The organism is Planctomicrobium aquicomposti, from assembly GCF_051466325.1.
Classification (GTDB): Bacteria; Planctomycetota; Planctomycetia; order Planctomycetales; family Planctomycetaceae; genus Planctomicrobium.
In genome coordinates this window covers 3,896,401-3,909,270 of the sequence record NZ_CP195792.1, presented here as the reverse complement: position 1 = coordinate 3,909,270, position 12,870 = coordinate 3,896,401, and the positions used below count along the sequence as shown (strand labels likewise).

Genomic DNA, 12,870 nt, shown 5'->3' with positions numbered 1-12,870 from the left:
AAACAGCAGACGGCACTTCACTTTTTGCCGTCCGATGTCAGCGAAAAGTCAAACGTGTTTTCACCCGGCTCGACTTTTGCAGCCAGGGTCGTGTTTGTGTTGTATTGGGGACCGATCATTGATTTTCCCCGCCTCGGTGTTCCTCCGGCCGGATCGTTATCCTCGGTGATCATCACGCGATGCACGCCGAGCTTGGCTCCTTTGACATCGCGCAGATAGACCAGTTCATAGTGCCCCTTGTCATCCGTGTAACCGCCGGAGCAGCGGCCCGTCTCCGGGTAAAAGGCAACCAGCACACCGGGCAGGGGGGTGCCGTCCAGTGTGACGGTCCCCTGAACCTTTCCGAGTTCCGGCCGATCCTTGTGGCCGCCGCATCCCGCCGCGGAGGTCGCCACCCATGCCAGAAAGAAGAAGGCAATCGAGAACTTCATAGTTGTTGTCGCTTCAAGAACGGGGACGTTCACTCACAAAACCTGAACGAATCAAAGCGGAAGACCGAGCACCTGAGCAGGCCCTCTGATCCGATTCACGTGCGGCGTCATGCGTCGCGGCATCGGGCCTCAAGGGGCTGGCACGCCCCCAGGGAACAAGCCTTAAAAGTCACCGATGGAATTTCCATCTGCGCGGAAGCCGAGCAGTTCATAGTTCTTGGTGTCCATATTCTCACTCAGGAACTGGACGCGCCCATCGGCGAACAGAAAGTATCCCCCTCCTTCGTGCATGCTGCTGAACGCAGAGGTCCCCAACGCGGAATTCAGAATGGTGTTCGGGTGATTCTTCGTCGTGGCAGCAATGGTGTAATCGGCAATATTGCTGATCCCTCCCGGCCAGATGCCGTGTCCCGAGGCCTTTCGCAGCGGCGTCGTGTATTCCCGTTCCCCGACCAGCATGGTCAGGCTGGTTCCGTCGGTGACATCCCGAATGCGAATCGCTGAGTTCGGGAACAGAATTCCGGTCCAGTTGGGGCCGAAGTCACCTCCATAACAGCCGGCATAGTTGGTGCCGCCGTAGCCCAGTCCATTGGAAGAAGTATTGATCCCGCCGAACGTATCCGAAGGGCAGAGGTATGCCGGAATTCGCGATTTGGCCAGAGAAGTCGTAAATGCCGTGACTGCCAGCCAGCGTTTGTCAAAGGCTCCTGTTGACTGAATCTCGTTATAGAGCGGAGCCTGGTCAATATAAGGAAAGATCATCACCTGCCAGCCGATCAGGCTCTTGGCGTTGGCGTTCGTCACATGCGGAGAAGTGAAGTCGGGAAGGTTGAACGAGAACCCGGGAGGAAAGATGCCGTGTGTGTCATGGTAATTGTGCAGAGCCAGCCCGATCTGCTTGAGGTTGTTCTGACACTGCGAGCGGCGGGCCGCTTCGCGGGCCTGCTGCACCGCCGGCAACAGCAGTGAAATCAGCACGGCAATAATCGCAATGACCACCAGCAATTCAATCAGCGTGAAGCCAACTTTTCGAGTCGCACGAGAACGATGAGGCATGACGTCATTCCTTATCGGGAGAGATCAAAGGAATCAGTACAGAACCGCAATCAATAAAACCTGAAGAACGCCAAAACTGCCACAGCAATCCAGCACCACAGAACGACCGCCAGTGGCAAACACTGGTGCAGACCCCGAAAAGCAGATGCCCGGCGAAACACATGAAAGCCACTGAACAGTACCACGTTTGTATGACAATTAACAGATTGCCATACAATTGCAAGCCGTTTTTTTTACAAAAATGTCAGCCGCCGGCAAGAATTCACCGAACACTCGCAAAAGCACCGCTGTTTAGAACACCCGAAGCCCATCCGAACCCGAAAATGCGGGCATCAGTAATGTTTCTCCTCAAAAATCCACTCACACCCCCAAGAACCAGAACCACCCCAAAACCGTATTACAGCCGACAACCACACCTAGAACACTGACTCCTGGAAGCCCTTTCGCCGCCCCTCTTGACGCATTTCGTTTGTACGATAATATCCACTGGTACGCTGACGCCTTCGACCACGACGATCATCCCCATGCATCACAACGAACTCAAAAAAGACACCAAGTCGCTCAGCACACAACTGGTCGACACCATCTTGCGCCGCATTCATACCGAACGCCTCGGCCCCGGCGCCCACTTGGGGACGGAGCTGCAACTGGCAGAACACCACGGCATTTCACGAACCGTTGTCCGGGAAGCGATTGGCGCCCTCCGTGGACTTGGGGTCGTTTCCTCGCGACAGGGGACCGGAGTCTTTGTCGCCGAGGCAGATATCCGCCCGATTCTCAGCAAGGTCTTTACCCATACCGCCGCGAACGAAAAAGGGTGGCGCGAACTGGCCGCGTTCCGCGTCGTCGTCGAACTGGGAGCCTTGCTGCTGGCTGTTCAGAATGCCTCCGAAGAACAGATCGCCCGTCTGAAATCGCTGGCGGCGGAGATGCGGGCCATGGTGGAAGCAGCTGAAGGAGATCCGTTCGGACTGCGTCACGCCTTTCTCGAAAAGGAACTTGAGTTTCACGGAACGCTGTTCGACTCCACCGGAAGCGAATTCGCCTCGCAGCTGCACGAGACACTCGTCAACTACTTCCGCCAGAGTGAAAAGTTTCTGTCCTTGCCGGACCTGCGGATCGTGAAAGAACACGAGGCGCTCGCAGAAGCCATTGCCGCCCGGGATATCGCAGAAGCGGCCCGGGTCATGTCCGCCCATCTGTTACCGATTGTCGAAATCATCAATGCCCATCGGCCACCCGCATAAGCAGCGAGCAGTCGACCAGGCACAGCTGCACCGGTCGGGCTTCTCGCAGCCTCACCTCAAACCAAAGGCCAATCGTTGTCCGTTCCGCACGGTCTCCGCCTCGCCTGCCTGCAGGCCAGAACTGCCTTTTGCCTGATCCTGCTGTGGCTGGTGATGGGCGGTTCCCTGTGCGCCGCTCAGTCGGCAGCGGCAGCATCGTCACCGCAGGCGATGAACCTGGCGAAGCAGGGACTGACGGTCCTCGACTGGGGAATTGTGATTTCCTATGTCGCCGGGCTGATTGTCCTGGGCTGGGTCTGTTCACGGCAGGCTGCGGCGGGCCGCGATTACTTTGTCGTCAACAAAGCGGTGAATCCCTGGATCGCCGGAGTCTCGCTCTTCACGTCCCTGCTCAGCACGGTGACTTATCTTTCGTTTCCGGGGGAGATGATTGGCAAAGGTCCGGTGATTCTGGCCTGGCTGCTGGGATTTCCGCTGGCGTATGCGGTCGTCGCCTACGTGCTGATTCCGGCTTACATGAAACATCAGGTCACCAGCGCCTACGAATTGCTGGAAGCCCGGCTCGGTCTCCCGATCAGGCTGCTCGGTGCAACGCTCTTCATCCTGCTGCGGCTGTTGTGGATGTCGGTCGTGACGTTCATCGGCGCCACTGCGATGGTCACGGTCATCGGCATTCCCCCCGAGCAGCAGGCCATCTGGGCCATCGGGCTGAGCCTGATCACCGGCATCGCCACCATCACGTACACCTCACTGGGTGGACTGAAGGCGGTCATGATTGCCGATGTCATGCAGTCCATTCTGCTGCTCAGCGGGACGTTGCTGGTGATCGGCACGGTCACCTGGGGACTGGGCGGCTTCAGCTGGATTCCCCACGGCTGGCATTCCGGCTGGGACGTTCAGCCTGTTCTGCCATTCGATTCGACAACCCGCGCGACACTGCTGGGGACCATCATTTTCTCAGCTGTGTGGAACACCTGCACCGCAGGGGGAGACCAACTCTCCGTGCAGCGTTTCATGTCCACGCACAGCGTCAGCGCTGCCCGCCGAGCCTATGGAATCAGCCTGCTCGCCGCTTCGCTGATTATTGTTCTGCTCTCCTTCGTGGGACTGGCACTGATGGGATTTTATCAAGCCCACGTCGACCTGCTGCCGCAGGGGCTCAACCTGAAAACCGATGCGGATCGAATTTTTCCTTACTACATCGCCCATCAACTTCCAATCGGTGTCACCGGCCTGATTGTTGCCGCTCTGCTGGCAGCCCAGATGTCAGGACTCGACTCGGGTCTCAATGCCTTAACTTCCGTCCTGTTGACCGACTGGATTGACCGTGTCGGAATCCGCTTTTCATCGGAGCATCGACGGGCCTGGGCCATGCGCGGGCTCACCTTCGCGATTGGTCTGTTCGTTCTGACCTGCAGCCTGCTGATGGCCCAGATCAAAAGTAATTTTTTGGAACTGATTCAGCGGACCGCCAACCTGTTCACCCCGTCCATTTTCGCACTCTTTGTCTTCGCGCTGTTCATTCCCCGCGCCAACTCGGCCGGCGTGCTGGTTGGGGCGGTGTGCGGCCTGACCACCGCTGTGCTGGTCGCGTTCTCGGATTCACTGTTCGATTATCCCATCAGCTTTCAGTGGATTGGCGTCTCATCCTTACTGGTGAACCTGACCACCGGCACGCTCGCCAGCCACATTTTCTCACTGCGATCCTGCAAAGCGGAGGCTTCGACCGCATGAGCCCGTCTGCATCGATTACGAATCTCTTCGACCTGTCCGCGCGAGTCTTTCTCGTCATCGGCGGTGCACGGGACCTTGGCCGGGAACTGGCTTCGGCACTCGCCGAAGCGGGCGCAGACGGGGTGATCACGTCGCGGAATGCATCTCCCGCTCTCGACACCGCAGCGCAGCTTTCAGCAGCAACCGGTCGACGAATTGTCGGTTCTGCTCTCGATGCCACCAATGAGCAACAGATCCGGGAATTGGTCCAGTCGACAGTCAGCGACTTCGGCAGCATCGACATTCTGGTCAATAACGTCGGCGGGGGAGGGAGACTGCACGATCAGGAGGCCGTCCACTTCGAACACCGTCAGGTTTCCGACTGGGACCGCCTGCAACGACTCAACCTGACGGCTCCCTGGCTGGTCAGTCGCGAAGTCACACCGGTCATGCGCAAGCAAGGGCGAGGCTCTGTGATTCACATTGCGAGCATCGCGGGGCTCATTGGTCGGGATCGGCGGGTCTATCCGGAAGGCATGATGCCGCAGACACTCGACTATGCCGCTGCGAAAGGGGGGCTGATCGCCCTCAATCGGGATCTGGCGGCCTGCCTCGGCCGCGATGGCATTCGCTCGAACGTCATCTCTCCGGGCGGCATCGAGCGAAATCAACCCGCCCCTTTCATCGAGAATTACTCCGAAAAAACCATGCTGGGTCGAATGGCACGCGTTTCCGACTTCAAAGGGGCTGTCGTTTTTCTGGCAAGCGATGCGTCCAGCTACGTCACCGGCCACAATCTGGTCATCGATGGAGGCTTCAGTGTCTGGCAATAGCAATCGTTTCAGCGACGAACGATCACCAGCCCGCATCCTCGTTGTCGGCGTCGGTTCTATCGGCCGCCGTCACGCACGGCTGCTCAGCGAACGCAGCGATGTCGAACTTTCCCTCTGTGACCTGCAGCAGCGTTTCCTCGACGAAACACTGGCCGTGCTGAAGTCGCCGCCGGCTCGCTGCTGGAACGATTATTCCGCAGCGCTCGCCTCACAGCCAGACGCCGTACTGATCTGCACCCCCAACAGTCGCCACGCTTCGATGGCCTTGGCCGCTCTGGAAGCAGGCTGCGATGTCTTCATCGAAAAGCCGATCTGCACACGGAGTGACGAGGCACTGGCGATCATCGAGGCCGCCGCTCAGGCGAACCGGGTGCTGCAGGTCGGGTATATGCTGCGATTCGAACCCGGTCTCGCCAAGGTGCGTGAACTGGTGGCGGAAGGGGTCATCGGTAAGATCGTGGGGGCCCGCGCCATGATCGGCACCTATATCACGCTGCTGAATTCGCGACACGACGACCGCAATTTCGCTCCCAATGCACTGCTGTTCGACTACACGCACGAGTTCGATTTTCTGCGCTGGATTCTGGGTGAGGTGAGCGCCGTCAGCGCCACGTCGGCCAAGCTCGGCCGACTCGCTCACAAGCCGCAGCCCAACGTCGTGCAGTTGTCACTGGTGATGGAATCACAGGCGCTCGTGCAGGTTCATCTCGACTATGTCCAGCATCCGCAGCGTCGGAATCTGGAGATCTACGGAGATCAAGGCACGCTCCTGTACGACGTCATGACAGGAACCCTGCAGTGTCTGCGTCATGGTGACCCCGCGCAGGACACCCGGATCGAACTCGACAAGATTACCGGACGGGTTGATGACATCTATCGTCAACAGCTCGACCATTTTTTCCAGTGCCGGTCTCAGCGTGTGGCTCCGCTGGTGAACGGAACGGAAGCACTTGCAGCGCTCCGGGTCGCCGAAGCGGCGATCGAGAGTCTGCAAACGGGCCGACAGATCGAAGTTTCCCCGTCCGCGCTCCTCGTGAATCCTTGAGAGGTCTATCATGCGTCCCAGCCGACTCCTGCGGAAACTTCGCAGCGGAGAAGTGGCCCTCAGCGCCAAACTTAACTTTGCCGATCCGCGGGTCGTCGAGGTCGCCAGCCTGGCCGGCTTCGATGCCGTGTGGACCTGCATGGAGCACGTTCCCAACACACTGATGGTCGTCGAGAACCAGGTGCGGGCTGCCAAAATCTATGATGTTGATGTGATTGTGCGTGTGCCGCGCGGCAGCTACAGCGACCTGATTCGTCCGCTGGAAATGGATGCTGCGGGCGTCATGGTGCCGCACATTCGTGACGAAGCCGACGCCCGCGAGATTGTGCGACAGGCGAGATTCCATCCCACCGGTCTTCGACCACTGGACGGAGCGGGGGCCGATGGAGATTACGGTTTAACGCCGCTCGCCGACTACCTGCATCAAGCCAATCGCGAACGGATGGTGATTGTGCAGATCGAGAATGCGACGGCGGTCGAACAGGTCGACCGGATTGCCGCCATCGAGGGGATCGACATTCTGTTCTTCGGTCCCGGCGACTACAGCCAGTGTCTGGGCATTCCGGGCCAGTTCGCTGACCCCCGGATTGATGAAGCACGCCGCAAAGTCGTGCGGGCTACGCAGCGGCAGGGAATCTTCGCGGGGACCCCCTGCGCTCCCGCCGAACTGCCGCGACTGATCGAAATGGGATACCGCTACTTCAACGTCGCTGCGGATGTGCTGGGGCTGGCCGCCTACTTCAAGAAGCAGATGGTCGACGCACAAGGGGCCATCGCGGGGTTGTCACGGACCAAGAACGGTGCTGGGAAGAAGTCGGCGATCGATGGTCAGCACCACTCGGTCTATGCCGCAGCCGATGCGTGACGACCGGGAGAGCCGATCATGACTCGCTGTGAGCCTCGGGCTGCGACCTGACGTTGTGATCGCCAGAAGGGGCTGAACGACCCTCAGTGAGGGCTGCTGCCAGGGGGCAATCTCCTCTGATCACTTCACTCTGGCGATAGCGCGACAACAGCTGCTTGGACCGCTGGGCCAGCATCCGTCGGACTTCCCGCCGTTTCCCCTTGACCCGTGGAATCTGCATGTTGTCATACGCGGTCGTTTGATGACGCATCCAGGCAATCACCGCAGCTTCAGCGCGCTGTTCCACGGGAATGCGCTGCGTTCTCGCCACCGTTCCGCTGCCGACCGGAGTGGCATGCGTCGTGACCGCGGTCGCCAGTTTTTCCTCCAGCGACGCATGTGCGGGATGAAAATTCAGGAAGCTGCGGACAGCACCCAGAAAGTCTTCTACATACTCGTTCTGCTTCTTCTCGCGTCGCCGGGCATCCGACTCTTTCTTGCGGGCGAACGTCTCGGTGGAACGTTCCTGCAAGAGGTCCGCCTGGATTCGTTCAATCGTTTCCGCCGGAGCCCAGATTCCTTTGGAGAAGACTTTACGTCCCCGCTTTTCAGCAACGGCCCAGAACTCACCGGCGGCTTTGACTCGTCGCGTCAAGGCGGCATCACCGGGAGGAAAGAGAATCCAGCCAGCAGGAACGGTCAGAACTTTTCCATCTGCGGCGCGCACGGTGCGGTCCGCCGGACCAGGGGCATACAAAGGAGCGGGCATGAGGGCAGGTCAGCGAGGCAACGAACAGGAGAAGACACAACAGTTTCGGTCACAGCAGCGGCGAATGTTAACGCAATGTGTCCATCCGGTTGACCCACTTTTTCGGGTCGGTGATCTGGTCGGTCCAATCCCAACCAACCGCAATCACCCCAGCAGAATCGAAAAGCCGCAGAGCAGGGCGGTCCAGCAGAGGCCCATCCCAAACCAGTACAGGCCGCAGACACGCAGCAATTGCCGGGTGACGGGGCGGTCCGCTCCCCCCGTGATCAGCACGACCGCTGCGCTGGCCACCAGCAGAACGAGAATGCAGCCGAGCAGATGCAGCCCCACCAGAATCAACGAGAGGCCGACGCGTGGATACTCAGGATTAAAACGCTCCGGCAGCAGACACCAGATCCCGTAAGTCTGAGTCCCCAGCGCGGTCGCCCCCATCAGCAGTCCGGCGATCATCCGCTTTTCCAACTGAGGCAAACTCTCCGAAAGCGTGGTAAAGCCCAGCAGGCCTCCCGTACTGATGAAGAGTAGACTGCAGGCGAAAAATGCGGTCGGGCAGATCGAGAAGCCGTAGCTGTCCGGGCGTCCGAACAGGAACCGTTCGGCGAAATGCACCGCGATCGCCATCCCCAGAATGATGAGCAGGCAGAGGCTCAAGCGAATCACAAACCGGGAAATGGGGAACAGCGTGTTCCCCTCGGCAACAGAAGTGGACATTGCAACTCTGGATGAAGTTCGAGCGTTGGCAAGGGGGGCGATCAGCAGGCCGCATCAGGTCGGAAACTGATACGAAATTTCCCCTCCAAATCTCCTGTGATTTTACTGAAAGCTCACTCGATTTGCCTCTGATCCACGCAGACTGCAACGCGCATTTGCCGAGTTTTGCAGAATTGCCGAGAGCACAGCTTGTTCTTTGCAATGCGATGTTGGATGCTGCTGAAGCTGCTCAGTCGAGTGTGTGCGCACGACAGAATCGGTCGTCACCAACCTCCCTCTACATCGCCCCGCATCGATCCCCGGCTCCGGATCAGGCGGGCCATCAGTGTGAGCCTGAAGTGAGTTTGCGAGATGATTTTTTCCAAAACGTCCTGGGCCTTCCTGGCCATGCTTTCCCTGGCTGCCAGCTCTTTCGCAGCCGACTCGAACCCGCCTCCGCTCAAAGTCGGTCTTGTCGGTCTGGACAGTTCACACTGCGTTCGCTTCACCGCGCTCCTGAACTCCACACCTTCCAAACCAGGACTGGAGAACGTCCGGGTCGTGGCCGCGTTTCCCGGCGGCAGTCCTGATATCCCCTCGAGCATTGAGCGCCTGCCCAAGTTCACCGAGGAAGTCGCTGCGCTGGGCGTGAAAATCGTCCCGTCGATCGCCGACGTGGTCGCACAGGTGGACGTCGTCATCATGAACAGCGTGGACGGCCGGGTGCATCTTCAGCAGGCCAGGGAAGTGATCGCTGCCGGCAAGCCACTGTTTGTCGACAAGCCCTTGGCCTCATCGCTGAAAGAGGGGATCGAATTACTGACTCTCGCCAAAGAGAAGGGTGTCCCCTGCTTCTCCAGTTCGTCCCTGCGGTATGCTCCCCAGATCCAGAAGTATCTCAATGCTCCCAAGATCGGCCCGGTTCTCGGGTGCGTGACTTATGGTCCGTGCAGCCTGGAAGAACATCATCCCGACCTGTACTGGTACGGGATTCACGGTGTGGAGATGCTCTTTACGATCATGGGCCCCGGTTGTGAAACGGTCACCCGTACGCATGATGCCGGGGCGGACGTTGTCACCGGGCAATGGAAAGATGGCCGCATTGCCACGTATCGCGGCACGCGCGATGGACGCTCCAGCTTCGGGGCGCTGGTCTTTGGGAAGAGCGGCAACGAGTACAGTGAAGTCCCGGTCGACTATTCCCTGCTTGTCGAGCAGATCGTGAAATTCTTCCGTACCAATACCTCTCCCGTGAACCCCGTGGAGTCACTGGAAATCCTGGCGTTCATGGACGCTGCTGACGAAAGCCGTCGGCAGGGAGGAGTTCCGGTCAAGCTTGACACCCTGTTTAAGGCTGCCGGTCAGAACCGACCGGAATAGCGTTTGAACATTCAGCATTTAAGCCGTGTCACTCCTTTGGGCGTTTAATCGGTATCACATCGTCACCCTACCGACAGACGCGCAGGACCGGGAGCCAGGAAGGACCGACTCCCGCTGAAAGAGTGCACTTCGTCGATCGCCGGAAAACGACCGAACACCGCGAGGGACAGCCTTCGCGGTGTTTTTTTTGAGAGCATGTCCGGTTTTGGTGTTCTGTTCTCGGCACACGAAAATCAGCATTTCATCAAACGAAACACTTCCCGCGCGGGAAAGTGGAACCTCCTCCTGAGACTCTCCGTGCCTCTCAAACTGGTCGTCACAAGCGATTCAACTGTCCCGCCGACCAGAAAACAGGCCGGATTCAAGGAATCTGGGGAATCGGATTCAAGTCGAACCACGGATCGACAGGTTCCGAATTCTCCGTCTATGCAGGTTCTGAGTGTGAAGCCGGTCCACTCTTCCCTAGGAACGATGTTGTCCCTTCGACGGGCAGGACAGGCACCGTTGGAAGGACCGATAGAACTGCTGCGGCCATTGGCTTGCCATTTGCGCGGGCCGAGATGAATTCGGGCTGGAATCCATTCAGGGGCAGTCCCACTCGCCCCCGAGTTCAGTCTACAAGGTGAGTTCACACGATGAGTTCTCAACTGGCGAAGGGATTTGCCGTTTGTCTGGGTGGCCTGACATTATGGTCGGGCTGCCAGACTTCTCAGTCATGGACCTCCATGCTGCTGCCGGAAGCCAGGATCGCAGCGAAGCCGATCGCAGAACCGCAAACAAAGGCCGTGGCTTCACCCCTTGCCGAAGCGGAATCAACGCCAGCGACGGTCCAGTTGACCGCCGCAGAACAGCTCGCCTCCCCTGCCGAGCTGGCCCCTCCCGCTCCAGTCGAACCGACGATCGCTGCCGATTTCGAAGACGCTCTGCATCCGGAACCGGAATCAAACGCCGCGGGGGCCCTCACGCTGCAGGCACTGGAGCAGATCGCGCTGGAGAACAATCCTGCGATCCGGCAGGCCAATGCCACCGTGGCCAAAGCGCAGGGCTTTCGCCGACAGGTCGGACGCTACCCGAACCCCAGCATCGGTTATAACGGTACGCAGCTGGATGATGCCGGAACCGACCAGCACACCGCCTTTGTCACTCAAAGCATCGTGACGGCCGATAAGCTCGGCCGCAGCACGCGCGTCCTCGACCAGGAAGTGCAAACGCAGCTCTGGGAAGTGGAAGCGCAGCGTTACCGTGTGCTGACCGATGTTCGTCGTCAGTTCTACGCAGCCCTCACCGCGCAACGCCGTCGCGATCTCGCTTTCGAATTTGAAAAGGTCACTTCCGAAGGGGTCCGCATCGCCGAGATGCGGCGCAAGGCATTGGAAGGGTCGACGGTCGAAGTGCTGCAGGCGGAGATCCAATATAGTGAAGTCGAGCTGATCCGCAAGAAATCGCATATCTCCTATGAAGCCGCCTGGAGCGAACTCGCGGCCGTCAGCGGAATTCCGCACATGCAGCCGACGCCGCTGGTCGGTGAATTGCGTGTCTCGTCCGAGAGCCGTAACTGGGACGAATATTACCACCAGCTCGTGGCTGTCAGCCCCGAAGTGCGGGCCGCCTGCGCCCGGGTCGCGCGCGCCCAGCTGCAACTCGGCCGTCAGGAAGTGCAGGCGGTCCCCAACCTGGGACTGCTGTTCGGCGCGGGACATGACAACGGCACCGGATCCAGCATGATCAACGTGCAGGTCGACATGCCGATCCCGGTGTTCAACAATAACGATGGAAATATCTCCGCCGCCTATGGAGAGTACTGTCGGGCGACTCAGGATCTGCAACGACTGCAGTTGGGGCTGAAGGCCCGGCTCGCCCGCAACTCCCGCGACTTCGATACTGCGGCCACCACGGTCAATCTGTACGAGCAGGAGATTCTGCCGCGTGCGAAGAAGATGCTGCAGCTTGCGGAAGAAGCCTACGTCGCCGGCGAGAACAGCTTCCTCGAAATTCTCGTCTCGCGCAGAATCTTCTTCGATTCCAATATTCTCTATGTCGATGCCCTGGCTGATCTGGCAGAAGCCAGCTGCCTGATCGATGGCATGCTGCTCAGTGGAGCTCTCGAAGACACGCCCGACACCCAGGTCGATTCCGCACTGCGTGACCAGGCACTCTCCCAGCAATAACGCCTGTTGATGGCTGATCTGCCCAGCCCCACACCGCGGGGTTGTGATGATCGTTGGTCGCCACAGTGCTGTGCGGGAATGCGAGAGAACGAGCGGTTTCCGGGGAAGAGAGTCCATGCCCGGGAGTCCTCACGGTCCAGTCATTCTGGATGCCACCGAGAGGGATCGGGCAGCCCGGCTCGAGCGCGACACGTTTGGCCTGTCTGGTGAGTTCCCCCAGTGTGTCGACGACTCGGAGAAGTATGGGATCGTCATCCCGACCGGAGTCTGCAGGCTTGTCCGCACGGTGGTGGGGCGGGGACAGGGGACCGATGCCGCCAAGATTGTGTTTGCCGTTCAGAACCTTTCCGAAGTTCGCGCCGCTCTGCTGCAAAGCGGTGTCGCGCTGGAGCCGATCTTTTCGCCGGCTCCCGGCGTGCTCGTCAGCCACAGTTACGATCCGGAAGGAAACCTGTTCTCACTCGAATCGCGAACTGCGTGACCTCCGCGCCGCCCGCTCTTTGCCGCGGTGCCTGTTGGCAAGACCCCAATGACCCGGTATAACCGCTTTGCATCCGCGACCGGGTGAAGTCCACAGCACGGGCAGGGGCTGCGAAGCCGTCTGTCGCGTCTGGATCTCCGGTCTGACGGATTCTCGCGTCGACGTCCTTCCTCGGTACAGCCTTTGTGCCCCTCTCGTCTGGGGCGATTTGAC

Annotated in this window: 12 protein-coding genes; 8 read left to right on the top strand and 4 right to left on the bottom strand. The window is 59.3% G+C overall.

The genetic code is table 11. From position 1 onward, the window contains the following. Positions 1 to 17: 17 nt before the first annotated feature. Together SH664x_RS15090 and SH664x_RS15085 are read right to left on the bottom strand one after the other, a co-directional pair. Positions 18 to 431 (bottom strand): hypothetical protein, encoded by a 414-nt coding sequence (locus SH664x_RS15090; protein ID WP_437202287.1) that lies wholly within the window; start codon positions 429 to 431, stop codon positions 18 to 20. 162 nt (positions 432 to 593) lie between these two features. Beyond that, positions 594 to 1,487: a DUF1559 family PulG-like putative transporter gene (locus SH664x_RS15085; RefSeq protein WP_437202285.1), complete on the bottom strand. Its 894-nt coding sequence runs from the start codon at positions 1,485 to 1,487 to the stop codon at positions 594 to 596. A gap of 524 nt (positions 1,488 to 2,011) precedes the next feature. Here SH664x_RS15085 and SH664x_RS15080 point away from each other — a divergent pair. From SH664x_RS15080 to SH664x_RS15060, 5 genes are all read left to right on the top strand, one after another. After that, positions 2,012 to 2,734 (top strand): FadR/GntR family transcriptional regulator, encoded by a 723-nt coding sequence (locus tag SH664x_RS15080; RefSeq protein ID WP_437202283.1) that lies wholly within the window; start codon positions 2,012 to 2,014, stop codon positions 2,732 to 2,734. A 75-nt stretch (positions 2,735 to 2,809) separates the two neighbouring features. After that, positions 2,810 to 4,468, top strand: a complete 1,659-nt coding sequence (locus SH664x_RS15075; RefSeq protein WP_437202281.1) for a sodium:solute symporter family transporter — start codon at positions 2,810 to 2,812, stop codon at positions 4,466 to 4,468. Then, complete coding sequence (locus SH664x_RS15070) at positions 4,465 to 5,280, top strand: SDR family oxidoreductase (RefSeq protein WP_437202280.1); 816 nt, start codon at positions 4,465 to 4,467, stop codon at positions 5,278 to 5,280. Before SH664x_RS15075 ends, SH664x_RS15070 begins: the two co-directional genes overlap by 4 nt. Continuing rightward, positions 5,267 to 6,325, top strand: a complete 1,059-nt coding sequence (locus tag SH664x_RS15065) for a Gfo/Idh/MocA family protein (protein ID WP_437202278.1) — start codon at positions 5,267 to 5,269, stop codon at positions 6,323 to 6,325. Before SH664x_RS15070 ends, SH664x_RS15065 begins: the two co-directional genes overlap by 14 nt. Before the next feature lie 10 nt (positions 6,326 to 6,335). Beyond that, positions 6,336 to 7,190 (top strand): HpcH/HpaI aldolase family protein, encoded by an 855-nt coding sequence (locus SH664x_RS15060; protein WP_437202277.1) that lies wholly within the window; start codon positions 6,336 to 6,338, stop codon positions 7,188 to 7,190. Between the two features lie 16 nt (positions 7,191 to 7,206). Here SH664x_RS15060 and SH664x_RS15055 read toward each other — a convergent pair whose 3' ends face one another. Further along, a complete protein-coding gene (locus tag SH664x_RS15055; protein WP_437202275.1) occupies positions 7,207 to 7,938 on the bottom strand; it encodes a DUF2293 domain-containing protein in 732 nt (243 codons plus the stop codon). A 144-nt stretch (positions 7,939 to 8,082) separates the two neighbouring features. Beyond that, positions 8,083 to 8,649, bottom strand: coding sequence for a hypothetical protein (locus tag SH664x_RS15050; protein WP_437202273.1), 567 nt, complete (start codon positions 8,647 to 8,649; stop codon positions 8,083 to 8,085). Positions 8,650 to 9,000: 351 nt separating this feature from the next. On the opposite strand from SH664x_RS15050, the gene SH664x_RS15045 reads away from it, so the two are divergent. The 3 genes from SH664x_RS15045 to SH664x_RS15035 all read left to right on the top strand — a co-directional run bounded on the left by SH664x_RS15045 (position 9,001) and on the right by SH664x_RS15035 (position 12,657). After that, positions 9,001 to 10,008, top strand: a complete 1,008-nt coding sequence (locus tag SH664x_RS15045; protein WP_437202271.1) for a Gfo/Idh/MocA family protein — start codon at positions 9,001 to 9,003, stop codon at positions 10,006 to 10,008. 635 nt (positions 10,009 to 10,643) lie between these two features. Then, positions 10,644 to 12,176, top strand: coding sequence for a TolC family protein (locus SH664x_RS15040; RefSeq protein ID WP_437202270.1), 1,533 nt, complete (start codon positions 10,644 to 10,646; stop codon positions 12,174 to 12,176). Between the two features lie 115 nt (positions 12,177 to 12,291). Further along, positions 12,292 to 12,657, top strand: coding sequence for a VOC family protein (locus tag SH664x_RS15035; RefSeq protein ID WP_437202268.1), 366 nt, complete (start codon positions 12,292 to 12,294; stop codon positions 12,655 to 12,657). Positions 12,658 to 12,870 lie beyond the last annotated feature (213 nt).

Coding starts and splice junctions, on each gene's coding strand:
- SH664x_RS15040 (WP_437202270.1), top strand. CDS start 10,644: ATGAGTTCTCAACTGGCGAAGGGATTTGCCGTTTGTCTGGGTGGCCTG.
- SH664x_RS15090 (WP_437202287.1), bottom strand. CDS start 431: ATGAAGTTCTCGATTGCCTTCTTCTTTCTGGCATGGGTGGCGACCTCC.
- SH664x_RS15070 (WP_437202280.1), top strand. CDS start 4,465: ATGAGCCCGTCTGCATCGATTACGAATCTCTTCGACCTGTCCGCGCGA.
- SH664x_RS15050 (WP_437202273.1), bottom strand. CDS start 8,649: ATGTCCACTTCTGTTGCCGAGGGGAACACGCTGTTCCCCATTTCCCGG.
- SH664x_RS15060 (WP_437202277.1), top strand. CDS start 6,336: ATGCGTCCCAGCCGACTCCTGCGGAAACTTCGCAGCGGAGAAGTGGCC.
- SH664x_RS15045 (WP_437202271.1), top strand. CDS start 9,001: ATGATTTTTTCCAAAACGTCCTGGGCCTTCCTGGCCATGCTTTCCCTG.
- SH664x_RS15080 (WP_437202283.1), top strand. CDS start 2,012: ATGCATCACAACGAACTCAAAAAAGACACCAAGTCGCTCAGCACACAA.
- SH664x_RS15085 (WP_437202285.1), bottom strand. CDS start 1,487: ATGCCTCATCGTTCTCGTGCGACTCGAAAAGTTGGCTTCACGCTGATT.
- SH664x_RS15055 (WP_437202275.1), bottom strand. CDS start 7,938: ATGCCCGCTCCTTTGTATGCCCCTGGTCCGGCGGACCGCACCGTGCGC.
- SH664x_RS15035 (WP_437202268.1), top strand. CDS start 12,292: ATGCCCGGGAGTCCTCACGGTCCAGTCATTCTGGATGCCACCGAGAGG.